Annotated in this window: 21 protein-coding genes; 18 read left to right on the top strand and 3 right to left on the bottom strand. The window is 64.1% G+C overall.

Features of this window, described 5'->3' with window-relative positions; genetic code table 11:
* The first annotated feature begins 6 nt into the window (after nt 1–6).
* From tssB to ACSQ3E_RS12125, 16 genes are read left to right on the top strand one after another with little or no spacing between them, the layout of a single operon-like run.
* Nucleotides 7–546: a type VI secretion system contractile sheath small subunit gene (gene tssB / locus ACSQ3E_RS12200; protein ID WP_115732040.1), complete on the top strand. Its 540-nt coding sequence runs from the start codon at nt 7–9 to the stop codon at nt 544–546.
* Between the two features lie 4 nt (nt 547–550).
* On the top strand, nt 551–2,053 hold the full coding sequence (tssC, locus tag ACSQ3E_RS12195; protein WP_310318963.1) for a type VI secretion system contractile sheath large subunit: 1,503 nt from the start codon (nt 551–553) through the stop codon (nt 2,051–2,053).
* 24 nt (nt 2,054–2,077) lie between these two features.
* Nucleotides 2,078–2,557, top strand: a complete 480-nt coding sequence (locus ACSQ3E_RS12190; protein WP_055976595.1) for a type VI secretion system tube protein Hcp — start codon at nt 2,078–2,080, stop codon at nt 2,555–2,557.
* Nucleotides 2,558–2,584: 27 nt separating this feature from the next.
* Nucleotides 2,585–3,304, top strand: a complete 720-nt coding sequence (gene tssE / locus ACSQ3E_RS12185; protein WP_436122894.1) for a type VI secretion system baseplate subunit TssE — start codon at nt 2,585–2,587, stop codon at nt 3,302–3,304.
* 1 nt (nt 3,305) lies between these two features.
* Nucleotides 3,306–5,180 (top strand): type VI secretion system baseplate subunit TssF, encoded by a 1,875-nt coding sequence (tssF, locus tag ACSQ3E_RS12180; RefSeq protein ID WP_436122893.1) that lies wholly within the window; start codon nt 3,306–3,308, stop codon nt 5,178–5,180.
* Nucleotides 5,144–6,211 carry a type VI secretion system baseplate subunit TssG gene (gene tssG, locus ACSQ3E_RS12175; RefSeq protein WP_436122892.1) on the top strand — a complete coding sequence of 356 codons (1,068 nt, stop codon included), beginning with the start codon at nt 5,144–5,146 and terminating at the stop codon, nt 6,209–6,211. The genes tssF and tssG overlap by 37 nt, the downstream gene beginning before the upstream one ends.
* Nucleotides 6,208–7,746, top strand: coding sequence for a type VI secretion system-associated FHA domain protein TagH (tagH, locus tag ACSQ3E_RS12170; RefSeq protein ID WP_436122891.1), 1,539 nt, complete (start codon nt 6,208–6,210; stop codon nt 7,744–7,746). Before tssG ends, tagH (ACSQ3E_RS12170) begins: the two co-directional genes overlap by 4 nt.
* A gap of 3 nt (nt 7,747–7,749) precedes the next feature.
* On the top strand, nt 7,750–8,202 hold the full coding sequence (tssJ, locus tag ACSQ3E_RS12165) for a type VI secretion system lipoprotein TssJ (protein ID WP_067962042.1): 453 nt from the start codon (nt 7,750–7,752) through the stop codon (nt 8,200–8,202).
* Between the two features lie 40 nt (nt 8,203–8,242).
* On the top strand, nt 8,243–9,577 hold the full coding sequence (gene tssK / locus ACSQ3E_RS12160) for a type VI secretion system baseplate subunit TssK (protein ID WP_436122890.1): 1,335 nt from the start codon (nt 8,243–8,245) through the stop codon (nt 9,575–9,577).
* A 4-nt stretch (nt 9,578–9,581) separates the two neighbouring features.
* Nucleotides 9,582–10,901, top strand: a complete 1,320-nt coding sequence (gene icmH, locus ACSQ3E_RS12155; RefSeq protein ID WP_436122889.1) for a type IVB secretion system protein IcmH/DotU — start codon at nt 9,582–9,584, stop codon at nt 10,899–10,901.
* Between the two features lie 3 nt (nt 10,902–10,904).
* Complete coding sequence (tssM, locus tag ACSQ3E_RS12150; protein ID WP_436122888.1) at nt 10,905–14,444, top strand: type VI secretion system membrane subunit TssM; 3,540 nt, start codon at nt 10,905–10,907, stop codon at nt 14,442–14,444.
* The gene (gene tagF, locus ACSQ3E_RS12145) at nt 14,426–14,968 is read left to right on the top strand and encodes a type VI secretion system-associated protein TagF (RefSeq protein ID WP_436122887.1); all 543 of its coding nucleotides are present in this window, start codon (nt 14,426–14,428) and stop codon (nt 14,966–14,968) included. Before tssM ends, tagF begins: the two co-directional genes overlap by 19 nt.
* On the top strand, nt 14,968–16,065 hold the full coding sequence (locus ACSQ3E_RS12140) for a DUF2169 family type VI secretion system accessory protein (RefSeq protein ID WP_436122886.1): 1,098 nt from the start codon (nt 14,968–14,970) through the stop codon (nt 16,063–16,065). Before tagF ends, ACSQ3E_RS12140 begins: the two co-directional genes overlap by 1 nt.
* Nucleotides 16,062–17,087, top strand: a complete 1,026-nt coding sequence (locus tag ACSQ3E_RS12135) for a 3-oxoacyl-ACP synthase (protein ID WP_436122885.1) — start codon at nt 16,062–16,064, stop codon at nt 17,085–17,087. The genes ACSQ3E_RS12140 and ACSQ3E_RS12135 overlap by 4 nt, the downstream gene beginning before the upstream one ends.
* Nucleotides 17,084–18,166: a PAAR-like domain-containing protein gene (locus tag ACSQ3E_RS12130; protein ID WP_310318925.1), complete on the top strand. Its 1,083-nt coding sequence runs from the start codon at nt 17,084–17,086 to the stop codon at nt 18,164–18,166. The genes ACSQ3E_RS12135 and ACSQ3E_RS12130 overlap by 4 nt, the downstream gene beginning before the upstream one ends.
* A gap of 39 nt (nt 18,167–18,205) precedes the next feature.
* Entirely contained in the window at nt 18,206–19,126 is a 921-nt protein-coding gene (locus ACSQ3E_RS12125; protein ID WP_436122884.1) for a hypothetical protein, read from the top strand.
* 27 nt (nt 19,127–19,153) lie between these two features.
* Here ACSQ3E_RS12125 and ACSQ3E_RS12120 read toward each other — a convergent pair whose 3' ends face one another.
* The 3 genes from ACSQ3E_RS12120 to ACSQ3E_RS12110 are packed head-to-tail and all read right to left on the bottom strand — an operon-like array spanning nt 19,154 to nt 22,250.
* Nucleotides 19,154–19,489, bottom strand: a complete 336-nt coding sequence (locus tag ACSQ3E_RS12120) for a hypothetical protein (protein WP_436122883.1) — start codon at nt 19,487–19,489, stop codon at nt 19,154–19,156.
* Nucleotides 19,489–19,914 carry a DUF6484 domain-containing protein gene (locus tag ACSQ3E_RS12115; RefSeq protein ID WP_310318915.1) on the bottom strand — a complete coding sequence of 142 codons (426 nt, stop codon included), beginning with the start codon at nt 19,912–19,914 and terminating at the stop codon, nt 19,489–19,491. Before ACSQ3E_RS12115 ends, ACSQ3E_RS12120 begins: the two co-directional genes overlap by 1 nt.
* Before the next feature lie 11 nt (nt 19,915–19,925).
* A complete protein-coding gene (locus ACSQ3E_RS12110; RefSeq protein ID WP_436122882.1) occupies nt 19,926–22,250 on the bottom strand; it encodes a type VI secretion system Vgr family protein in 2,325 nt (774 codons plus the stop codon).
* Between the two features lie 202 nt (nt 22,251–22,452).
* On the opposite strand from ACSQ3E_RS12110, the gene tagH (ACSQ3E_RS12105) reads away from it, so the two are divergent.
* Both tagH (ACSQ3E_RS12105) and tssL read left to right on the top strand, forming a co-directional pair.
* Nucleotides 22,453–23,544: a type VI secretion system-associated FHA domain protein TagH gene (tagH, locus tag ACSQ3E_RS12105; RefSeq protein WP_436122881.1), complete on the top strand. Its 1,092-nt coding sequence runs from the start codon at nt 22,453–22,455 to the stop codon at nt 23,542–23,544.
* Nucleotides 23,545–23,716: 172 nt separating this feature from the next.
* Nucleotides 23,717–25,267 carry a type VI secretion system protein TssL, long form gene (gene tssL, locus ACSQ3E_RS12100; RefSeq protein WP_436122880.1) on the top strand — a complete coding sequence of 517 codons (1,551 nt, stop codon included), beginning with the start codon at nt 23,717–23,719 and terminating at the stop codon, nt 25,265–25,267.
* The last annotated feature ends 7 nt before the right edge of the window (nt 25,268–25,274 follow it).

Raw genomic sequence — 25,274 nt, 5'->3', positions numbered from 1 at the left:
CCAAGCATGCCAGCCGAAAGCAAAGCAAAGGTCATCGAGCGTAACCGCGCTCCGCGCGTGCAGATCGCCTATGACGTCGAGACCTACGGCAGCCCGACGACGATTGAACTGCCTTTCGTGATGGGCGTGATGGCCGATCTCGCGGGGTCATCGCAGACCAAGGAGGCGCAGAAGACGGTGCTCGACCGCACCTTCGTCGAGACCGACGCCAACAGGTTCCCGCGTTTCATGGAAGCGCTCGGACCGCGCGTGAAGGCGCGGGTGAAGAATACCTTGCCCCAGGCCGAGGGTGCTGAGCAGGAGGAAGAGCTGGCGATCGACCTGACCTTCTCCAAGATGGGCGACTTCGCCCCCGACAAGATCGCCGAGCAGGTGCCGCAACTGGCCGAAATCCTCAAGATGCGCCGCCAGCTGGAAGAGCTGCTGGGCTTCATGGACGGCCGCGCCGACGCCGAAAAGCGCATCGCCCAACTGCTGAACAACGAGCCTCTGCTCGGCCAGATCGCCAGCCAGGCGCTCTCGGACAGCGACAAGGTCGAGGAGTAGAGCCATGGCCGAGCAGCAAAAGAGCCCAACTGTCGCCGAGGCGGAGGCCATCGACCTCGGTGAATTCAGCGACCTCCTGGAGAAGGACTTCAAGGTCAAGAAGGACGACAGCGAGAAGCTGCAGCAGCTCGTCCGCAATCTGGCGCTAGCCGCCCAGTCCCGGTCCGAGACGACCACCATCTCGTCCAATGCGATCAAGTCGATCAAGTCGCTGATATCGGGCATCGACAAGATGCTGACCGTCCAGCTCAACGAGATCTTGCACGCACCCGAAGTGCGCGAGATGGAAGGCACATGGCGCGGCCTCTGGTACCTCGTCAACAACACCGAGACCGACCAGAAGCTGAAAATCCGGGTGATGAACATCTCCAAGGAGCAGCTGGCCGATACGCTCGAAGACTATGAAGGCCAGATGTGGGACCAGAGCCCGGTCTTCAAGAAGGTCTACACCGACGAATATTCGATGTTCGGCGGCGAACCGTTCGGCTGCCTGATCGGCGCCTACGAGTTCTCCAACCACCCGCGCGACGTCGGGCTTCTGCGCAACATCTCCGGCGTCTGCGCCTCCGCGCATACACCATTCATCGCCGCTGCCTCGCCGCGCCTGTTCCGCATGGACAGCTGGCAGGAACTGCCCAACCCGCAGGACCTGCAGCAGATCGTCTCCAACCCGGCCTATGCCTCATGGCAATCACTTCGCGAGAGCGAGGACGCCCGCTACATCGGCCTTGCCATGCCGCGCGTCCTGGCCCGCCTGCCCTATGGCGCCGACACCGTTCCAGTGAAGGGTTTCGCCTTCGAAGAGGAGGTCCAGGGCGACCACCACAAATATGTCTGGATGAACGCCGCCTTCCCGATGGGCGTCAACATCAACCGCAGCCACAAGCTGTTCGGCTGGGGCACCCAGATCCGTGGCGTCGAGAACGGCGGCACGGTGATCAACCTGCCGGTGCACAGCTTCCCGACCGACGACGGCTCGATCGCGATGAAGTGCCCGACCGAAGTCGCCATCGACGACCGCCGCGAGGCGGAACTCGCCAAGCTCGGCCTGATGCCGATCCTGCATCGCAAGAACACCGATCTTGCCGCCTTCATCGGCGCTCATTCGCTGCAGGACGACGAAACCCGTGCCGGACGGCTCGTCGATCCCGACGCGCAGTCCAACGAGCGCCTCAGCGCCAATCTGCCCTACCTGTTTCCGGTGTCGCGCTTTGCCCACTATCTCAAGGCGATCGCGCGCGACAAGGTCGGCTCGTTCAAGGAACGTGCCGACATGCAGATATGGCTGACCGAGTGGATCAACCGCTACGTGCTCGCCAACCCGGCATTTGCCGATGACAAGGCCCGCGCCAAGCGTCCGCTCGCCGCGGCCGAGGTCCAGGTCGATAGCGTCGAGGGTCGTCCCGGCTACTACAACGCCCGCTTCTATCTGCGCCCGCACTACCAACTGGAAGGAATTAACGCGTCGCTTCGGCTCGTGTCGGAGCTGCCTTCGGTCAAGTCCTGAACTGTTCAGTAACGGAGAGAGACAATGGCATCGGATGACGATCTCAGAAAATCCACCAAGATCGACGGCTTCCTGAAGGTTCCCGACATCAAGGGTCCGAGCACCCGCGACGGCCATGACGAGGAGATCGAGATATTCAACGTCGCCTTCAACATGGTCGCCCCATTCGATCCCAACTCGCTGTCGCGCAAGGGCCGCGTCGCGCTGGGCACGGTGAGCTGCTCCAAGGACGTCGACATGTCGTCGCCATATCTCGCCAAGGCATGCCACGAGAACAAGCAGTTCGACGAGGTGGTGATCTCCTGCCGCCGCACGATCGACGGCGAGACGAGCGACTACTTCGTCGTCACCATGAAGGAAGCATCGGTCGTGTCCTATGGCTTTGGTGCCAGCACGACCAACAGCGACACGCTCGAGGACTTCGTGCAGTTCGCTTACAAGACGATCGAGCTGGTCTACGACACCGACCATACGCAAGAGATGAGCGTTGCAACCGGCTTGTGACGCGCCGCATAAACGCCCTGGTGCTGCATGATGAAGGCCAGTGGAGTTCAGCAAGCAAGGCGAGAGGCATCGCAGCCATCGCTATGGGACCGGCTGGTGAACGACCTGCCAGGACTAAGCTCTGAAATCGAAGCCCTGCACCGGGCACTGGACAATGAACTTGGCAGCGAACGTGTCGAAGCGTTCGCCAGCGGCAGCGCGCGCGCCATCGATTCCGACCTCGATCTCACGCCCGATCACAAACAGCGTCTGCACAGGTTGGTCTTCCTCAACCGCAACCGGGTCGAGCTTGAAAACAGGGGCATCGTTGTGTCGGCGCGTGTGCTGCGTGAGGCGGTGCGCCGCGACATCGAAGCGCTGTTCAACACCGAGCGCTTCGATGCCGTCCCGCTGCTGTCCGACGTCGAGGACGAACAGGCCGCCGAGACCCGCTTGAAACTCGACGACTTCCCGGAAGTGCGACGCAGCGTGGTGAACTTCGGCGTGCCTTCTTTCTCCGGCCGGTCGTCCCGCGATTTCGACAAGGATGCGCTCGCCCGGGAAATCAAGACGGTGCTGGCCAATTTCGAGCCGCGCCTCAAGGAGAGCGCGACCAAGGTCACGGTCACCCTCAACGACAAGAGCATGGGCATCAAGATTGAAATCGACGGGGTCCTGATCATGACGCCGACGCCGGAACGGCTGCGGCTCAGGACCACGATCAACCTCGACAACGGCTTGGCGCGGACCGAATACGGCGAGGCATAGAATGGATCGGATCTTCCTGGAGTATTACGAGGAGGAGCTGACCCACATCCGCACGCTTGCCGCGGAATTCGCCGACCTGCACCCGGCGGTCGCGCGCAATCTCTCGCTCGATACCGCACCCTGCCCCGACCCTTATGTCGAGCGTCTGCTCGACGGCGTCGCCTTCCTTGCCGCGCGCACCCGGCTCAAGGTCGATGCCGAACGCTCGCGGTTTGCGCGAAGCGTCCTCGAGGTGCTTTATCCCGACCTGCTGACTCAGGCGCCCGCGGTCACCATGGCCGTGCTGAAGCCCGGCCAGCAGGTTCAGACGATGAATGCCGGCCATGTCGTCAAGCGCGGCACCCGGCTGGTCGCCAACCTGCAGCCCAACCTCTCCACCCGCTCCACCTTCACGACAGCGCAGGATGTCACCTTGTGGCCGATCGAGATTGCGTCGGTCGGCTATTATCAGGACCGCAGCGCGCTCGCCGCAGCCGGAATCTCCCCGATCAGCGGCGTCACCTGCGAGGCGGCGCTGCGCGTCACAATCGCCAGATCAGGCAAGGGCAAGCTCAACGAGCTGGCGCTCGACCGGCTCGACCTGCATTTTGCCGGGCGCACCAAGGCATCGCTGCTGTTCGACACGATCTTTGGCGTCTGCACGGCGATTGGCGCTCGCCACAACGGCAAGTCAGGCAAACTCACTATCTTGCCCCAGCCGGAGATGATCGGCATCAGCGACAGCGAAGCCCTGATGCCGCGCACGCGCCCGACCTTCGAAGGCTACCGGCTGCTGCGTGAGTATTTCATGATGCCGGAGCGCTTCCACTATGTCCGCGTCCAAGGCCTGCTGCCGGTCGTGCGCAGCTCAGAAGCGGGGCTCGAAATCTTCTTCCTGTTGCGGCGGGCCGCACCTGAGCTTGCCGACCTCGCGCCGGCCGATTTCGAGCTTTTCGCGACACCGGTGATCAATCTGTTCGAGCGCGAATGTAATGTCATCGAGCTCGATGCCCGCAAGACCCGGCAGGTGCTTTATGCCGACCGTACCCGGCCCCGGGATTTCGAAATCTTCCGCGTCACCCATGTCGAGGATGCCGACGCCCAGGGCCCCGACGCCGAGATACCGGCACTGTTCAGCCTGGGGCAGAACCGGGGCAGCGGCTGGGTCTATTCGACGGAACGCCGGCCGCGCCGCGCCACCGAGGACGAGCGGCGCGAGGGCATGACGCGCACCTCCTACACCGGTGACGACGTCTTTCTGGCGATCTCACGCCCGGCAGGCATCCCAAGCGGCCGGCCGCTCAAGCGCATCGAGATCACGGCGCTCTGCACCAACCGCGATCTGCCGATCCTCGACGATAATCCTACGCTAACGCTGGAGAGCGGCGATCCGGTCGAGGCGGTCCGCCTGCTTGGTGCTCTGCGTGCGCCGCAGCCTTCCATCCCTGCCGCGCTGCCTGCCGGAGCCGATGCGGAATCCAGGGCCGACGATCTCGCCTGGCGGCTGGTGGCGCAACTCGCGCTCAACTTCCTCAGCCTGGCCAAGGAGGGGCGTGGAGTCGATCCGCTGCATGCGCTGCTTGACCTCTATGCCGATCGCGGCGACCCGGGACTGGCGCGCCATGTCCGCTCGATCGTGCGCATCGATTCCCAGCCGGTGATCGAGCGCCTCGCCATACCGGGGCCGATGTGCTTCGGCCGTGGCACCGAGATCCTGCTCCACATCGACCAGTCGGTCCTTTCCGGGCAAAGCTCGCTGCTGCTTTCCGCTCTTCTGGCGCGGCTGTTTGCCCGCCACGCCGGTATCAATGGCTTCGTGCGCACTCGCACGCGGCTGCTACAGAAGCAGGAGGACGTGCCATGGCCGATGACGCCCGGCAACCGCTTCCTGATCTAGCGGCGGCACCCGACACGCTGACGGAGGGCTACGACTTCTTCGAGCTGCTGCGCCAGCTTGAAAACCGGGGCGGACGCCTGTTCGGTCATTCCGGCCGTCCTGATCGCGAGCCGGCGCGCCTCGGGCAGCATGTGCGTTTGGGCTTTGCGACCCAGGACGTCGTCACCTTCTCACCGGCCACTGACAAGGGTCCGGCGCGCGTCACCGTCGCCAATCTCGGCTTGCTTGGCCCGGAAGGTCCGCTGCCGCTGCATATAACCAGGTGGGTGCTCGACCGGATGTCGCAGCGCTGGTTTGCCGGTGCTGACGCGCATCAGACCAGCGACACGACCTTCATCGAGTTCGTCAACATCTTGCAGCACCGCATGATCGCCCTGTTCTACCGCGCCTGGGCGGACGCGCACCCCGGCGTACAGGTCGAGCGCGCCGTCGGCGGGCGTATCCGCGCGATGATGGAGGCCATGGCCGGAATCGGACTGCCGGAAACAGCAAACGCCCAGGATCCGGACGTGGATTCGGTCAAGTTGCGCCAGGCTGCGGCACTTGCCGGACAGGTCGACGGGCCCGAGCGGCTGACCCTGTTCGTCGCCGAAGTGTTCAATGTGAAGGTCCAACTGAAGGAGTTCGTGGCGTCCTGGCTGGAAGTTCCAGCCGCGCTGCAGACGAGGCTCGGCATGGCCAGCGCCTCCCTGGGCAGAAGTGCGACCATCGGGCCACGCAGCTTCAGCCGCCAGAACAGGGTCGAGCTGCGCCTCGGCCCGCTCGATTTGAACACCTATTCATCCTTCCTTCCCGGCAGCCGGCGGCTGGCTGTCCTCAAGCGCGCCATAAGCGATCTCCTTGGCGAGTTGCTCGACGTCGATCTCAGGCTTGTGCTGGCCCGTAACGAGGTGCCACCGGCCCGCATCGGGGCTGCGCAGCTCGGCCGAACTGCGTGGCTTGCGCCCCCTGCGGAAAGGGGCGATGCTGAGGATATGCGCCTGCGGACGATCGTCGGCTGGCGGCCCGAAATGGCGGGAGTCGGGGCATGAGCTTGCTCCTCACGCTTGAGCAGGGACCGCGCGCACAGGCAGTGCGCCAGACCCGGCTGGATCAGGGTGAACTGGTGATCGGTCGCAGTCCCGATGCGGACTGGCAGATCGACGACCCCGACATGTTCGTCTCGCGCGCCCACTGCAAGATCACATCAGGACAGGACGGCTATGTCGTCGTCGACACGTCGAGCAGCGGCCTCTTCATCGACGATGCCGGCAGTGCCCTTGGCTCGGGCAATTCGGCCCGGCTGCACCATGGCATGCGGCTCCGCCTCGGCGATTATGTCGTGTCGGTAGAGCTGCAGCCGACCGAAAGTCACCTGCAACATTTCAAGCCGGCACCATCCAGGACATCGGGGCCGCAACCGGCACCTGCGGCATCTCGGGCACCTGTTGGTCTCGGCGGCGACGACTTCTTCTCGCTCAAGACCGACGAGGAGCCTCAGCGGCCCCGCCCGGCCGATCTCCCCAACCCGTTCGAGCATCCAGAACCCGGTGCGTTCCGTGCCTATGAGCGTGCTGGCGGCTCCGAACGGAATTCGCCTGCCTTCGACGATCCGTTCAGCCTCGATCCGGTGGCGACACCCGTTGCGAACGGCCATGCCGACGACAGCCAGAACGGCACTGAGGCCTTTGCCGATCCTTTTGGCCTCGCTTCGGCCGAAACACCGCCGTCCAAGGCAAAGGCGGAGCCGGTCGTGACGCAATCGCCGTCATTCGATGACGGGTTTGACCTGCCGCCCATTGCGCCGCCACCGCCGGCGGTCGATGCAAACCCGCACGAAACCGCTCTCGTTCCGCCCCCCGTTCCGACAAGGCCGGCTGCGCCTGCCCCCCGGGATGTGCCGGCCCGCCGCGCTGACGCACCGCCTCCGCCTCCGATGTCCTTGCGTGCGCGGGAGAAGGCAGCGGTAAGTCCGGCGGTAGCACACGCGCCCGCTGCACCTGCGACCGCACCGTCCGACAGCGCCCTGCGCACCGCCTTCCTGCGCGGCCTTGGCCTTGACGAAGGCGCCCCTTCCAAGCGCGACCCGCTTGTCGAAATGGAAAAGTTCGGCCGCGAATATCGCCTGATGCTCGAAGGTCTGATGCAGCTCTTGCGCAAGCGCGCCGAGGAAAAGGGCAACGCCCGCATCGAGCAGACCATCGTCGGTTCGTCCGAGGTCAACCCGCTCAAGTTCCTGCCCACCGTCGATGATGCGCTGGCGACCATCCTGGCCGAACGCAGCCCGGGTTTTCTCGCCGGCGAGCCGGCCATATCTGATGCGATCCGCGACCTCGCTCATCATCATGTTCGCGCCTGGCGCGGGCTGCAGGGCGCGCTGCGCCACATGATCGACCGCTTCGATCCCGTCGCGCTCGAGGAGGAGCTGAAGTCGAGCTCGTCGATCGAGAAGCTTTTGGCTGGCGGCCGCAGCGCCAAGCTCTGGGACCTCTACAAGAAACGCCATCGCGAAATCGCCGTGAGCGCCGAGACGCGCTTCATGGGCGAAATAGGAGCCGACTTCCGCAACGCATATGAAGAGGAGTGACGCATGATCGACCGGCGCGACTTCATTATTGCTCTCGGCGCTACAGGACTGGTGGCCGCCTGCCAAAGCGGGCCACCGAAACCGTCCACCGTTACCGTCAATGTGAGCGGTCAAGCCGGCATGAACCCCGGACCTGACGGCGGCGACAGGCCGGTGACGGTTCTGGTCATGCGCTTGAAAAGCACGGGCAAGTTCAACTCAGCCGACTATTTCGCCTTGCAAGGCGACGCCGGCTCGGCACTTGCCGGCGATCTCATCGGCTCGGACCAGCTTTCTGTCGGACCCGGTGCGGCTGCATCGAAGACGATCACCGTAGAGCCGGAGGCAACCGCGCTTGGCTTCGTCGCCCTTGTTCGCGAACCCACCGGCCGCACTTGGCGGACGACGAAGTCGGTTTCGCCGGGTTCGACGGTGACGATCACCGTGACACTCGGCAGCGGAGGCATATCGGCCTGAACGGGCCATATCAGGAGTTGTCGATGCAGAGAGTTGCCGCATGACCGACACAAACAGGGTGCTCTGGTCCGAGGGGCTGTTCCTTCGGACCCAGCACTTCCAGCAACAGGACCGCTTCTTCGAGGCGACGGTGCGCGGCGCGCTGCAAGCCGGGCAACTTCACACCTACGGTTTCCGCACCCTCACCCTCGACCCTGCGCTGCTGGAAGCCGGACAGGTTGCGGTGCTTACGGCACGCGGCATATTTCCCGACGGCACGCCTTTCGCCATTCCCGACACCATGGACGCGCCAAAGCCGCTCGCCATCACCGCCGACATGGGCGGTGGTCCGGTGCTGATCGCGGTGCCGCTGGAACCGCCAGGCGGCGTCGGCTTCGACCCAGCGCATGCAGAGACAAGCGGTGCACGCTACCGCGGCCGCATCGTTACCGTCCGCGATGCGGTGCAAGGCGGGTCGGATCCCGAGGAGATCGAGATCGCCCGGCCACAGTCCTTGCTGCTTGCGCCCGGCAAATCGGTCGGCGGCTATACCGCTTTGCCGATCACCGAAATCACCGGCCTGCGCGCCGACGGTGGCGTTTCGTTGGATGCCAACTTTCTGCCGCCGACGCTCGCGACCGGCGCGGTCCATTGGTACGCGCAGCTTCTCCAGGAAGTCATCACCGGGCTCGACCAGATCGCCGAGGCGCACGCCAAGATGGTGCTCGGCGGCCCCGGCCGCAGCGTCGAGGACCTCTTAATGCTCAACCTTGCCAACGCTGCGCGGCCGCGACTGGCGCATATGCTGGCGCAGGACATCTTCCATCCGGCCGAACTCTATCTCGAGCTTGCCGGCCTCGCCGGCTCGATGGCGACCTATGGCTCAAATTCCCGGCGCCTGGCCGAGCTGCCAGCCTATGACCACATGGCGCCGGGACCGGCCTATTCGGCGCTTGCCGACACGTTGCGCTCGCTGATCCTCAGTCTGCGTTATGTCGAGCCGAAATCTCGGGCACTGCCTGTTATGCGTCACTCCACCAATGTCTGGAAGGTGCGTATCGACAACCCGAAGCTGCTTGTCGCCAGCCGCATCGTCATACGCGTCGGCTCGGAGCTTTCGGAAGATGCGTTGCGCAAGATCTTCGTCAACCAGGCGACGGTGGGTGCTGCCAGCGAATTCGAAGGCCTGTGGAAGTCACGCCTGCCGGGCATTCCGCTGAAGCCGCTGCATTCGCAGCCGCGCGAAATCCCCTATGACGGCGACCGCCTTTGCCTTGAACTCGATCAGAGAAGCGAGCATTGGGCCTCCCTCCTCGACGCACCCGGATTCGTCATTGGCGTTTCCGGCGTGTTGCCGAGCGAGCCGCAGGTCGATTGCTATTCGGTGAACAGGTGACGCGATGAGCCAAGACGATCCTTTCGGCTTGTCGGAGGATCGTGAGCGTACCCGCATACGCATGGTCGGCACGCCGTCGCCGCGCATGCCGATGCCGTTTTCGTCCGCGCCGCTGAAGCGCTCGCGCGCCCACCCGAACACGCTGGTCAACGCGTTTTCGACCCTGCTGGAATTCGCGCCCGAACTCGAAAACGCCCTGCCGCCCGAGAATCCAGAGCACCTCCGCACCCGTCTGCAGGAAGAACTGGTGCGCGGGCGCGACGCCGCCGTCGCCGCAGGATCGTCGGTCGAGCGTGCCGATCAAGCCGCGTGGTCGGTGGCAGCACTGCTCGACGATCTCGCGCTGAACACGCCCTGGGGCGGTGCGAGTGCGTGGCCGCGGCAGCCGCTGGTCGTCATGCTGCGTGGCGACGTCGATGCGGGCGCCCAGTTCTTCTCACGCCTGGAAGAGCTCGAACGCCACCCCAACCGCGACAAGGAAATGCTGGAGCTGCAGTATCACTGCATGGCGCTGGGCTTCCGTGGCAAGTACCGGGTGCCGGGCCGCTCGGGCGACCGGTCGCTGAATGCCGTGCGTGTCGCCGCCGCCCGCTTCCTGCGCGACGCCGATGCCGAAGACGCGCCGCTGTCGCCCAACTGGCGCGGCGTTGTTGCCGCCGACGAGGCGCCGCGCTTCACCGTGCCGATCTGGGTGATGAGCGTGATCGCTGCCGTGCTCGCCACCGCGATCTACATCGGCTTCTCGCTGGGGCTGAGCAACCAGGCCGTCCAGCTCTCGGCCCTTGTCCGCGCGCTTCCCCCGGCCGACCGCGCCGAAGTGCTGCGCACAACACCCAAGGCGGAAGCGCCGCCGGTCGAGACCGTCGACTTCGCACTGCTGCCGGAATTCGCCGCCGCCACGCCCGAGGGCCTGCGCCCGGCACTCAAGGGTGCCGAAAGCGTGTCGCTGGCCCGCCTCGTCATCCAGGCTTCCAATCCCGAGCTGTTCCAGTCGTCGCGGGCCGAGCTGACCGATGGCTTCCAGCCGCTGATCGAGGCAATCGCCAAGGTGATCGTCGAGAACCAGGAGCTGATCGGCAACGTCACCATCGTCGGGCACACCGACGGCATCCCGCTGCAAAGAACCAACCCGCTTTCCACCAATCAGCGCCTATCGGAGGCTCGTGCTGCGACAATTGCCGACATGCTCGTCCAGAACGGCGTTCCGCGCGAGCGTGTGCGTTCCGAGGGGCGCGCCGCCATCGACCCCGTTGCCGACGACGGCACGCGCGAGGGCCGCGCGCTCAATCGCCGCGTCGAAGTGCTGGTCGAAAAGAGGCTGTGACAGATGTTCATCCTGCGCTTCCTCTGGTCGGTACTGACATCGCGGTGGCTCTGGACGCTGATCGGCCTGACGCTGCTTTCGCTGATCATCTGGATCTTCGGCCCCATCGTTGCCGTCGGCCAGAGCACACCGTTCTCCTCCGAAACCGTGCGCATGGCGTTGATCGCCGGTCTGGTCATCCTGTGGCTGATCTGGCTGATCCTGGCCCAGCGCCGCGCCATCCGCGCCAATCGGATGTTCGTCGCCGAGATCGCCGCGCCGCCGGTCGAAAAGCCGCTGACGGCCGGCGAGCAGAGCGTTGCCGCGGTCGGCGCGAAGTTCCAGGGGCTGATGGACGAGATGAAACGGCGCAAGCTCGGCGGCCGCAAGTTGCTGCGCGACATGCCGTGGTATGTCATCGTCGGACCACCAGCCACCGGCAAGACCACGGCCTTGCGCCAGTCCGGGCTGAATTTCCCGATCGACCTCACCGACGACATCCAGGGCGTTGGCGGCACCCGCAACTGTGACTGGTTCTTTGCAGAACACGCGGTGCTGATCGACACCGCCGGCCGTTACGTCCAGCAGGAAAGCCAGCCAGATGTCGATGCCGTGGAATGGCTGGGCTTCCTCGACCTGTTGAAAAAGCATCGCGGCCGGCGCGCGCTGAACGGCGTGATCGTCGCGCTGTCGATAGATGCGTTTTCCGAGGGCGACGAGGCGATCAAGGCGCATGGCCGCAAGATCCGCCGGCGCCTTGCCGAACTGAACGAGCGCCTCGAAATCCGGCTTCCGGTCTATCTGATGCTGACCAAGGCCGATCTGATCAAGGGCTTCGAGCCCTTCTTCGGCGGCCTCTCGACCTCGGCCCGCGAACAGGTCTGGGGCACGACATTCGCGCCTGATGCACGCGTCGACGGCAAGATGGTCGCAAGCGAGATCTCGCTGCTGGCGACCGAGCTCGAGCGCCGGCTCGTCCCCCGCCTCGAGGACGAAGACAGCCTCGCCGCCCGTGCCGAAATCTTCAGGTTCCCGGCCCAGGTCGAAAGTCTGTCCGAACCGATCCGTCTCCTCGTCGAACAGATTTTTGGGGAAAGCCGCTACGAAGACAGCGCCTGGCTGCGCGGCGTCTACCTGACCTCGGCAACGCAGGAAGGCGCGCCCATCGACCGGCTGACCGCCGCGCTCTCTTCCTCGTTCGGCCTGCCGCCGCGGCGCGCCATGTCGTCGCCACGCGTCGAAAAGCGCAGCTTCTTCCTCAAGAACCTGCTTACTGAAGTGATCTTCAAGGAAGCCGGCCTCGGCATGTTCGATCCCCTGGCGCAACGCCGCCGGACGTGGATCTGGCGCGGTGCCGCCGCAGCCTGTGGAGTTGCTGTACTGCTCGCCGGATCACTGTTTGGGCTATCTTACTACGACAACCGCAACGCCATCGCGGCCCAGGCCGGCCAGTTGGAGGCACTGCAGGCGCCGCTGGCGCCATTCGCGGCCACCCCAGCTCCGGTAGATGCACCCGACATCGATGTCGCGCTGGTCGCGATGGACGAGGTCACCAACGCCCGCACGCCGCCGCCCAGTGGCATTCGCGACCTGATCGGTCCGACAGCCTCGCCGGAACTGCTGCGAGCCCAGGCCGACAGCTACAACCACGCTTTGCGTAACATCCTCGAACCGCGCATGGTCGCCCTGCTCGAAACGACGATGTGGCGCCAGGTGCGCGATCCGGAATTCATGCTGGGAGCACTCAAGACCTACCGCATGATGACCGGCCTTTCCCAGATGGATGCGGATTTCGTCCAGGACTGGTGGGTCAACGATCTGCCGGAATTCGCGCCCGTCGCGCCCTTCCCAACGCCCAACGCCGAAGAGCATCAGCTTGCAGCCATCCGCCGCATGACGATCGACGCGAGTTATGTCGCCCCCGATCCGGCGCTGGTCGCCGAGGCCTTGAAGAGCGTCTGCACCATCTCGCTGCCGGCGCGCGCCTACAAGCAGCTGCTGGCCGATCCCGCCGTCTCCGAGCTGAAGGAATGGATTCCGGCAAATTTCGCCGGCCCGAACGGCTCCAAGGTCTTTGCCCGCCGCTCGGACAAGACGATGCGTGTTGGCCTGCCCGGCGCATTCACCTATGCCGGCTTCCACGACGTCATCCTCGACCGGCTCGAGGATGTCGCGGCCCAGGCAGCGCTCGATCGCGCCGTCTTTGCCGGCGGCTGCGAGGAGAATTCCGAAACCTCGGTGTCGGCGCTGTCGGAAGACATCCTCAAGCTCTATTACGACGATTTCATCGCCCAGTGGGATAGCCTACTGCGCGACATCCGTTTGGCTCAGCTGAGCGACCTCAATGTCGCCAGCGAAAACCTGAAGGATCTGTCGAGCGCCGATTCAGCGCTCAAGCGCCTTGTCACCGCCGTCGTCCACGAGACCGATCTCATTCGCTCCGACGAGGAGCCGGCCGGTGACAACAAGGCCGCTTCCAAGGGTGCATCCAAGCTTTTGGGCAAGCTCGGCAAAGTCGGCAAGTTGGCCAAGGCCGGCGCCAAGCTGCTGCCGCGCGCCGGATCGGCGGCGGAAGTCGACATGACCGGTACGCTCGTCGCCGAGCACTTCAAGCCGCTGAAAGGTGCCGTTGCCGAAGTCGACGGCCAGCCGCCCATGCTCGATGCCGCAGTCGTTGCCCTCACCGCACTGTCGAATGTGCTGCAGACCGTCACCGCCAATCCCGATCCGCAGGATGCCATCAAGAAGCAAGGCGGCCTTGCCGAACTGACCGGTGCGGTTGCCCGCCAGGCGCAGATCCTGCCCGATCCGATCGACGACTGGCTCGGCGGCATTGCCGGCGACACCAGCGGCCTGACCCAGACGGCTGTCACCTCCGAGCTCAACGCCATCTGGCGCGCCGATATCCTGCCATTCTGCCAGGCCGCGCTGACCAACCGCTATCCATTCAGCCCGGAAAGTGCCGTTGACGTCAACGTCCGCGATTTCGCCCGCCTGTTCGGCCCCGGCGGCCTGATCGACGCCTTCACCAACGACCACCTGATCAGCTATGTCGACACCGCCAAGCAGCCATGGACCTGGCGTGCCGACATGGGCCTGGATTCCTCCGCCCTCGCCGCCTTCGAGCAGGCCCGCCGCATCCGCGACGACCTGTTCCCCGGAGGTACCGGGCCCCTGATGAGCTTCACGCTCGAACCCAAGGATCTGTCGCCGACAGTCACACGGGTGACGCTCAATCTCGATGGCCAAAGCCTCGTCTACTACAACAACGCCACCCGCCCGCAGCCGATGACCTGGCCGGGCAAGGACGGCACCGGCACCATCTCGCTGGCCTTCCAGCCCATCGATGGGTCGCCTGAAGTCATCGTCAATGAAACCGGCAGCTGGGCCTGGCTGCGGCTGCTCACCAAGGGGCGCTTCACCGCGACATCGCTTTCCGACGTCTACAACCTGCGCCTCGGCGCCAAGAGTTTTTACGCCGACTTCGAGCTCAAGGCGGCAAGTGTCGAGAACCCCTACAACCTGCAGATGTTCAAGAGGTTCACGTGCCCGCAGAACATCTAGCCACAGGCTTCTACGGCAAGATCCCGGCGACTGGAGACTTCGTCGGCCGCGGCCTTCCGGGCGACTTCGTGCGCGCCTGGGACCGGTGGGTGGCGAGCCATCTCGCACCTTTGCAGAGCTCGGGCGCCTGGCCCGAAGACCTGGCATTGCGCTTCCTGCTCGGCCCTGATGCCAATGGCCCGATGGCGGGCATCGTCGTGACGAGCAACGATCGCGCCGGCCGCCGTTTTCCGCTGACAGTTGCAGCACCGCTATCAGCTGCCGCGTCCGGCGTGCCTGACACAGCAGCGAAGTGGTTCGAGGACATCGAAATGGCGGCGGACGCCGCCCGCTATGGCTATGTCGGCGCCGACGAGTTCGCCGCCAATCTCGCCACATTGCCTTTTCCGGCACTCGACATGACAGGTGAGCCAGTGTCCGGCATGGTCCTCTGGGCCGGTCCGTGGGTGCCGGTGGACGTCGATCCTGCTGCGCCGCAAGCGGTCCTGGACAGGCTGCTCACCGCGAGTTGGGAGACCAGCTGATGCATATCTGGAACCAGACCGGCTACGTCCATCAATTCACCGTGGCCATGGACAAGGCTGGCCACGACTACATCGTCGTGGTGGTCAAGGGCACGTTCGACCTTCCCGACACCCCGGGCGGACTGGTGCGCAAGTCGGTCGAGCAGGTGCCACTGGTCTTTGCCGACACGCAAACCGGCGAGCCGGGCTATTCAGCGACGCTGTGGGAAACCGATTTTGCCTTCCGCAAGCCGCGCTGCGACGTGATCGCCAATGGCTGCGCCTATGCGCCCGGTGGTCGGCCTGCGGAACGGGTGCCGGCAGGCATCAAGATCGGCAGCTGGTCAAAACTCTTCGAGGTGGTGGGCCATCGCGAATGGCGCGCCATCGGCCCGGTTTTCACCGCGACCGCGCCGCAGCCCTTCCTGAAGCTGCCGATCAGCTACGACGTCGCCTGGGGCGGCGTCGACAGGCTGGACCCCGAGGACAAGATGCCGGGCGTCTACGCCGCCAATCCGGTCGGCACCGGCTGGTCCCGCACGAGGAACCAGCACCTCATTCCGGGCCTGCGATTGCCCAACACACAGAAGGTCGGCGAGGAAGTCCGCTCACCCTTCGGCGACTACACGCCGATGAGCTTCGGGCCGATGGGCCGCGGCTGGCCCGGCCGCATCGAACATGGCGGCACCTACGACGACAACTGGACCAAGAACATCTTCCCGTTCCTGCCGTCAGACTTCGACGAGCGCTACTTCCAGATGGCCCCGCCCGACCAGCAGATAGACCATCCCAGGGGTGGCGAAGAGGTGCAACTGGTGAACCTGACGCCCGATGGTCGGGTAAGCTTCCGGCTGCCACCAACTGGTCTCGAGATGACCCTGTTCAAGCATGGCGCCAAGAGCTTCGAGGGCGTGCTGTACCCCGACACCATCCTGTTCGACCCGGAGAACCGGCGCTATCAGCTGGTCTGGCGGGTCGCGCAGCGGATCGAACGCACGATCCTCGATTTTACCGAATGCTGGGTAGGCCCACCCACCGAATCCATGTTGCGCGCACGGGCAGCCGGCCGGACCTTCGTCCGTGCCGAAGGGGTGGCGCCTGAGGAAGAAGAGGCATGACCGCAGGCGTTGCAGTCATATCGATCGGGATGGCCACGGCCGTCGGGCTCGATGCGCTTTCTGCTTGCGCGGCAATGCGCGCGCGTCTGGACGGCTTCCAGGAGACGCGTTTCCTCGGCTCGCCGGAAGGATGGCTCACCGGCGCGCCCGTGCCGTTGCCGCGCAACTGGATTGGCGAGAAGCGCATGGCGCATCTGGCCGCAGGGGCCATCACGGAGGCATTCGAGCGCGCGCCGGAAGCGCGTGGCCAGACGGCGCTCATTCTCTGCCTCCCCGAGGAAAGCCGCCCCGGCAGGCCAGTGCGCGACAATTCCGGCCTGCTGCGGCGGATCGGCGAAATCGTCAAGGTCGAGCCCCACAGTCGCTCTCGCACCGTGGCACATGGGCGCCCGGCCGGGCACGTCGCATTCGACCATGCCCGCAGGCTGCTTGCATCCGGCGACGTGCCCTATGTGATGATCGCCGGCGTCGACAGCTATCTGACCGCGCCGACGATTGCCCATTACCTCAAGGGACGCCGTCTGCTGACCGCCGACAACTCCAATGGCTTCATTCCTGGAGAGGCAGCGGCGGCCGTCTTGTGCACCCGGCCGAATGGTGGAAACTTCCAGCTTTTCGGCCTTGGCCTCTCGCGCGAAACCGCCTCGATCTACAACAAGGACGATCTGCCCTTGCGGGCCGATGGCATGACGGCGGCCTATGATGCGGCGTTTGGCGAAACCGGCATCGAGATGAACCGGCTGGGCTACCGCATCTCGGACCTGATCGGCGAACAATACTGGTTCAAGCAGACCGCTCTTGCCTCGATCCGGCTGCTGCGCGGCCGGCACGAATTCCAGGATTTGTGGTCACCCGCGGAATCGCTTGGCAACATCGGTGCCGCAGCCGTTCCCGTGATGGTGGGTATGGCCTGGACCGCGGCGGCAAAAGGCTACGCGGCCGGTAATCCGGTGCTCATCGAAGCGTCGTCGGATGACGGCGCGTGTGGCGCTGCGGTGTTTGCCACGAGGAGAGCGGCATGACCGTCTATGCCAACGGTCTGGAGATCGCTTGCAAGGCGCAGGCCAACAAGATCATCGCCGCCTTCCCCTATGTCTGCTTCACGCCGCCGCAAACGCCCGCGACGCCGCCCGGCGTGCCGATCCCCTATCCTACCTTCAGCATGGACGACGACACCGACAGTGGCACCAGCACAGTCAAGATCGGTGGCAAGACGATCACCCAGAAGAACAAGTCCTACTATACGAAATGTTCGGGCAACGAGGCTGGCTGCGCACCGAAGAAGAACATCATCACCTCGGTAAACACGGGCAAGGAGTACGCCCACGCCTGGTCGGGCAACGTCAAGATGGACGGCGAACCCATCAACCGCTTCTCCGACATCGGCTCGAATGACCACGCCTCGCCGACTGCCGGCGGGCCGCCGATGCCGAACATCTCTACGGCTACAGTGGCAACCTTCAACTGCAGCATGCTGGAGATCCAGCCTTACAACAAGCTGAAGTGCCCGGAGGGATATGAGAAGGAGCACACGACGGAAGTACGCTTCTTCACCGCAAAGGGGGTGCGCGACCTCACCCTCGACTGCTGCCAGGCCTATGACGAAAGCAAGGCCCCGTGCATCTGCATGAAGGCGAAATGGGTTCCGGGCGAAGCTGCCAAGGCAAGGAAGGCTAAGGCCACCGGCAAAGTCATCGGCAAGGGGTCGAAGACGCCTCACAACCTCAAGACCCAGGAAGCGGCCAAGTGGATCAAGCTCAACCAGGAGGGCAAGCTCGGTGATTTCAACGAGAAATGCGCCAGGGCAACGGTCGACAACATGGATGACCCGAAAATTCCTGACGAAGTGAAGGATGCTGCCGCGGAGTGCCTCAGGAAGGCGAACCAAGACTATCAGAAGAAGAGCATGGGCAAGGACGCGCAGGAGGTGAAGGACACGAAGCGCTGTGTCGATACCTGCCCGAAGGCGATCGACCAGGGCCGTCTCGCCGGAGTTGCCAAGAAGCGATTGAAGAAGGAGGCCGTGAGCCTCGGAAAGGACCCGAAGAAGGTCGTCGTCAGGGCGTCCGACGTCGCCAAGTCCAAGAAGGACTGCCCTTGAATGATCTCTGCCTAGCCAACCGCCAGGGAGGCGTTAGCCATGATCGGTAAGCTGAAGATGGACAAGGAAGAACTGGAAGAATTCGTCGAAGATGAAGACACCTCGATCGAGTGCCTTCAGGTCGCACCGATGGGGAATGGCAAGGTGGCCATCCTGTTTCTGCTCGCGGATTCCGACTACGACACCACGGTGTCGGTCATTTTCGTCGTCGACGACTTCAATCCAAAGACGGCGAAAGGTGTTCTCTTCACGTCCGAATGGCTGACGTCGCTGTCGGCATCACCCTCGGGCGAACTGTTTGCGCTCGAGGCGACCATCTGGATCTGGCGCTATGGCGGAAAACAATGGACCCGCGATCAGGTCGGGACCGAGAGTTTTCGCCAGGCCTGGGCCGCGGACCCGGGCGGCGCCATGATGGTCGGCTCTTCCGGCGGCGCGGTAAGGCTGGTCGGGGACGACTGGCGTCCGATCACACCGATCACCCAGGCTGAATATCTGGATATTCATGGCGACGCGAAACACGGCATCTGGGTTTGCGGAAAATCAGGATCGGTTCACAAGCTCGCGGGTTCGACATGGCAGCCCCTAGAGCTCCATCGCCAGGAATTGTTCTATGGCATCGACGTCGCTTCGGACGGGACGATAAGGGTCGCCGGCGAGGACGGGACGTGCCTGCGCATCGCCAATGAAGAAGCGGTCGAGATCGAACCGGCCGATGCCACCACCCATCTTGCCGTGCGCACCTACAACGGCAAGGCCTATTGGGGCGACGAAGGCGGCATCGGCGTGGAGAAAGGCAACGCCATCGTGCCGCTTGAGGTGGAGACCGGCACCGTATCGGATATCCGCATCGACGGCGACTATCTCTATGTCGCGGGCTCCGACAGCGCTTGGCGCTTCGATGGCAAGAAATGGAAGTCGCTGTCGCTCGAGTACGACAACGGCTTCAAGCTCGCCTGACCGCAAGCCGGGCCTTGCCACGAAAGATCAAGTACCGTTGACGTTGAGATAGGCCCGGACCTTTTCCAGGTCGAGTTCGGCTATTCGCCGGGGCGCGCCCTCCATGAGCATGCGCAGCACGAACAGCTCTCCGGCTTCCGGATACTCGGCGTAGATTTCCTCTGCGATCTCGCGTCCGGCCTCGCCTGCGATGCGCAGGCCATCGAGATGCGCATCTAGCCGCTCGACCAGCCGCGCAAGACGTTCCTCGTCCATGTCGGGGTTTTCATCCGGATGGAGCAGGTGATGGTCGTAGACGGTCCACAGAAATGCCGCCATTTCCGCATGCTGCCGCACGATTTCTCGCAGGACGATCTTCGGCATCAGTTTAGGTTTACAGAGCCGCCACGGATGCGGTTGGCTGCGCTTGCATGGCTGGTGACATAGGTGCCGCGAATGGTGATATGCCCATCCTTCTCCATGATGATCGTGGCCTTGCCGCAGCGCAGTTCCAGGCGCTCCCCGGCCACGATCTTGACCATCTCGCCATCGCGGACGACCTGTGGCGTCTGTGACTTGCGCACGGGTTCGACGATGCGGCCGACGATCAGCGGCCGGCCAGGGTCGCCGCCCTCGAACAGCAACGCTACCTCTGCGCCAATCATGTCCGAACTCAGCTCAGTCAGACTGCGGGCCTGAACCGCGGTCTCCTTGGCATTGCCGGGGAACACAACGAGCGGCGCATCCCCGTCCAAGCCGAGGAAAATTCCGATCACAACCCCATCAATGCGCTTCACGGTCCTGGTCATTGCCGCCGCCCTCAGTTCTGCTTGATCTCCGAGCCCTTCATGACGATGTCGCTGGAAGCCTTGATGTTGATCTTGCCCGATCCCTTGATGCTGATGTCCTTGCCCTCAATCGTGATCGTTCCGTCCTTTTTCATGGAGATGCTCGCCGAGCCGCATTTCAGCGCAATGGCGTCGCCGGCTTCGATCAGGAATGTCTTGCCGACATTCATCTTCCCGTCTTCGCCGATCTGAACCATGCTGGCCTTGGCGATGCGCAACTCGTAGGCGCCGCCCACCTTCGTTCCATCGTCGGCGGTGATTTCAGTGCGCCTGCCCTTGCCGATCTTCGATTTCTGATCGCCGGCGATGTTGAAAGTCTGGTCGGCGCCGATCGTCACCTCTTGGTTTGAGGCTATGTTCCAGCTGTCGGCGGCACCTATCTGATGCGTTTGGGCTGCACCTACTGTTACCGCACGCGTCGACCCGATCGTGTTGGTCTGCGCCGATCCGACCGTGCGCGTCTCGGTGGCGCCAACCGTGTCCACCCGCGCAGCACCCACCGTGATCGCCTGGGCAATGGCGACTGTCTGCGCGTGGTTGGCGCCGATCGTCTCCGTCGAGTTCGAACCGATGCTGATGGTCTCGTTCGAGCCGACGGTCAGCGAGCGGTTCTTGCCGACAGTCTCGGTATCGTTCGAACCGATATCCGTCGTCTGGTCGACGCCGACCTTCACCGTCTTGTTGTTGCCGACGTCTTCATCCAGGTCGTGGCCGACGGAGTGCTTGGCGTCGTGGTCGATGCGGTCGGACTGATCGTGCTGCACCAGCTTGGTGCGGTCGTTCTTGATCAGAAGGTTGTGGTCCTTCTGGGCCTGGAAGTTGACCAACTCGGAGCCGGCCTTGTCCTCGAACATCAGCTCGTTGTAGCCGCCGCCTCCTTTTGACGAATTCGACTTCCAGCCCGACTGCGTCGCGTTGCCGGGCAAGCCATAGGGCGGCATCTGGGCGGCGTTATAGACGCGGCCTGTGATGATCGGCTGGTCCGGGTCGCCCTCGATGAAATCGACGATGACCTCCTGGCCGATGCGCGGGATCTGGATGAAGCCCCAGCCGCTGCCGGCCCAGGTCTGCGACACGCGTACGAAACACGAGCTATCCTGGTCCTTCTTTCCCAGACGGTCCCAGTGGAACTGCACCTTCACCCGGGCGTATTCGTCGGTGAATATCTCCTCGCCGGACGGGCCGACGACACGTGCCGTCTGCGGCCCCCGCATGATCGGGCGCGGGGTTATGCGCGGGGGACGGTATGGCAGGCTTGTCGGCGCAACGCCGAGAACGACAGTAAAACTCTCGCCCTTCGTCTCGATGCCGCTGCGATAGCCAGGGTCGAAGATACGGTACTCGACGCTGACCACGAGATATTCCTGGTTCTGGTCGTCGCGCGGAAACCCGTCGAGTTTGAAGGTGCAGCCCGAGAACAGCCCGCGCACCGTGCCCGCTGCGGCGATGCGCTGGTGAACGGCCTGCAGTTCCTCGCGGCGTATGCCGGCGATCTTGTCGCCACGGCCGACATCCAGATGGGAGCCGGGCTGGCGGTAGTTCTCCCCCGACGCGAGCTTGTGGCCGAACGCCTGGTCGGACTTGGCCATCAGGCTGGCATCGGGCTTCTTGAAGTCGTAGTCGGTGTGGGTGTAGGCGCCGGGCCGGACCGAGCTGCCGGGGATCCACTCGGTGATGTATTCGACGTCGCGGCGCGCGCCCTGTCCTTCGAAATGATACGGCACCTTCTCGTAGCCCGGCGCCGGCTTGAGCTTGTTCATCGCGTCGGCAAGGATCAGCGTATGCTCGCCATCGCCATGCTCGAAGAAATACATGATGCCTTCATGCTCGAGCAGGCGCTGCACGAAATCGAGGTCGGTTTCGTCATATTGCACGCAATAGTCGCGCGGCGGATACGAGCCCTGCAGCCGCTTCTCGAACTTTGCTGAGCCGTATTTCGAGAAGATTTTCTCGACGATCTCAACGACGCTCATGTTCTGGAAAATGCGGCAGTCCGTGGCCGAGCCGAGAAACCACAGCCATGGCCGGACGACCGCTTCGTAATAGACTTGCCGATCTTCCATGCGGGTCAAGCGGAAATCCGACACCAAGCCGCTGAACCAGCGTTTCGGGTCGGACTCGCCCTCGACCGAAACGGCGCTGCCCAACATCTTCAGCGGATCGATATCGGGGTCGCTGCTGACGAAGCCGACGGTATAGGCGAAACAGCGGCTGATCTCGTCGCGGCCGACCAGATGGGTGAATGTCAACGTGTCGCCGAGCGGTGTCCGGACCACAGTCGCGCGATCGTTAGCCATGGCGTCGTGCCTCTCCGCGGGGACGGCCGGACATCTGAGTTGAGCTTAGCACAAGTTTTTCAACCGGCCAAAGCCGGCGCGGCGCGAGCGGCAACACCTCCGCGCCCAAATGCCCCTGTGCTGCGGTCGCAGCAAACTGCTAGAATAAAATAAGGAATTTGGACGAGGCTGCCGGAAACAGAGGTTTGGCGGACGAATTCGGATGCTCATCACTTTGACCATCGAGAATGTCGACAGGCTGCCCACAGGCGGACCGCTGTTCTACAGTTCGAATGGTCGCAGCTTCGCCATCGGCCGCGAAAATCGCGACTGGAACCTGCCCGACCCCAACCTGTTCATCTCCGGCCTGCATTGCGAGGTGCGTTACGACAGGGGCACGTTCTGGCTCTACGACGTCTCGCGCAATGGCACGTTCGTCAACGGCTCGAGCCAGCGCGTCACCGACCCGCATCCGCTCAGCCATGGCGATCAGCTTTCGATCGGAAGCTACATCGTCTCGGTCGCGGTCGAGGACGACCGCAGCGCCGGCAACGACTGGGGCAATCCGATCCCGGCGCGCCATGCTGCAGATATCGGCCAGCCGCCACCGCAGCTGGCGGACCCGTTCTTCGGCGGCGCGAGCAACGGCCAGGCTGCGGCCGGTGTCGCCGCGCGTCAGCCAGCCCAGCATGCACGCGCGCAGCACCCCGTGCCCGTCCAGCCCGTGCCCCCACAGCAGCGGCCGGAGGCAACCGAACTGCTCCGGCTCATCGCCGCAGGCGCCGGCGTTTCACCCGACGTGTTCCTGCAGCGTGACCCGAAGGATGTTGCTGCGGAAGTCGGCGCGGTGCTGCGCGCGGTTGTCGACGAGCTTGCTTTGCTTTTGAAAGCGCGCGCGGCCGCGAAGACGCTTGCCAAGAGCAGCCAGCGCACGATGGTCGGCGGCGTCGACAACAACCCGCTGAAGTTCATTCCGCGCTCGGAAGAAATCCTCGAGATCATGTTTGCCCAGCGCCGCTCCGGCTATCTTGATGCCCGGCACAGCGTCGAGGAGGCATTCCGCGATCTCAAGACGCATGAACTCGCGACCTATGCGGCAATGCAGGCGGCCCTGTCGCGGCTGCTCTCGGAACTGTCGCCTGACGCCATCGAACGGAAGCTTCCCACCTCGGCCTTTGTCTCCAAGAAGGGACGGGCCTGGGACATGTTCGTGGCGACATGGGAGGCCAAGGAGGCAGCGCATGAGAACGGTATGCTCGACGTCTTCCTCGCCTATTTCAGCGAAGCCTACGCCAAGTCGGCGAACAAGAAGTAGCGTCGCCCGGTGGAGCCGATCTGTCAGTCGATCCCTCCGTTTCTCCCGCCGCCCCCGGCCCCGGTTCCAATCGCCATTTCCTTGCATTACGATGTGTTGTTGGCACGTGACCGGAGGCATCCGCGGCATTGTCATGGCATGGCAGCCGTCGCGCGAAAGCGGGTAATCGGCGATGAGTTCGAAGGACGATCCTTCCGGCTCCGACGGCAGAACCGTCATTCGCGGATCGCCGCGCCGCGCGCCGCGACCTGATCAATCGCCCCCGCCCTCGTCGCAACCGGCGGCTTCCGATCCGACCGTCATCTACAGCGGCAGCCCCGGACAGCAGACGCCAGCTTCGGCTACGGTGATCTACCAGGCCAGCCCCTTCGGAGAACGACCTGACGACGCAGCCCGCAACAATCACAAACACCGTAAGCAGGCGACGCCCGAACCAGGCACGTCGACGGAGGCCCTGTTTGGGGCCGCGGAGCGCGTAAAGGTCGCCGGTGCCAATCCGCTGGTATCGGCAGCGACTCCGCTTCTGATCCTGTTCGGCCATCTCAGGACAGTAACTGTCGAACCCGACGCAGCGACGCTGGCCCAGCATGTCGCCGAATGTATCGAAGAATTCGAATGGAAGGCCGCCGAAGCTGGCGTGAGCGAAGACGACGCGCATATCGCGAAATACGCCCTTTGCGAGACGGCCGACGACATCATCGCCAACCTGCCGGGTATAGGCACCGACAGCGGGACGCAGCACAGCATGTTGTCGCGCTTCTATGGCATCGATGCGCCCGGCAACGGCTTTTTCGAAGCGCTGAACTCGGTGCTGGCCGATCCGGCCGAGCGTGGCGACCTGCTCGAACTGATGCATGCCTGTATGTCGCTCGGCTTCGAAGGCCCATATCGTGGCGTCGCTGGTGGCGAGCAGAGCCTCGAACCCGTCCGCCAGGATGTCTACGCCGCGTTGCGCTATTTCAGGCCGCTCTCCGATGACGGCATTTCGCCGCATTGGCAGGGCCTCGCGGCCACCGTGGGCCGGCGGCCCTACCGGCTGCCGCTGTGGGCGATCGCTGCTTTGGCTCTCGCCTTCGTCACCGCCGCCTTCTTCTGGATGCGCGCCGACGTCACCAGGGACGGCGACGCGCTCGCCGCGACATTGCTTGCGCTCACGCCGGCGACGCCTGTCGTCATCGAACGCAGCGACTTTGCCCCACCCGTCGAACATGCCGAGCCGGTCGAACAAACCAATCCCATAGACAAGGCCGAGCCCACGGCACCCGCCCCGGCCATGGCGCAGATCTACCGCATCCGCGCAGCCCTTACCCAGGACATCGGCGCCGGTGGCCTGACCGTTGCCTCCAAGGGCGAGTTCATCGTCGTCGAGCTCAACAACGAGCTGCTGTTCGAACCGGGCAAGGCCAAGACGAGGCCCGAATTCACGCCCGTGGCGGCACGCATTGCCGCGGCGCTTGCCAGCGAACCTGGTCCGATCAAGATCGTTGGCCACACCGACAATGTGAAACCGCGCCAGTCCAGCGCCTACAAATCCAACTACGATCTCTCCGTTGCCCGGGCCGAAGCGGTGGCGAAAGCCCTCGCCCCGGGGATCGGCGATACCGCGCGAATTGCTGTCGAAGGCAAGGGCGAGGATGTACCGATCGCCGACAACGCGACCGCCGACGGCCGCGCCTTGAACCGGCGTGTCGACGTCATGATCCGGCGCGAGGACGCGCCGTGAGTTCGCG

This window comes from Aminobacter sp. LjRoot7, assembly GCF_964252895.1.
Classification (GTDB): Bacteria; Pseudomonadota; Alphaproteobacteria; order Rhizobiales; family Rhizobiaceae; genus Aminobacter; species Aminobacter aminovorans_B.
This window is presented reverse-complemented; position numbering and strand designations above follow the sequence as displayed.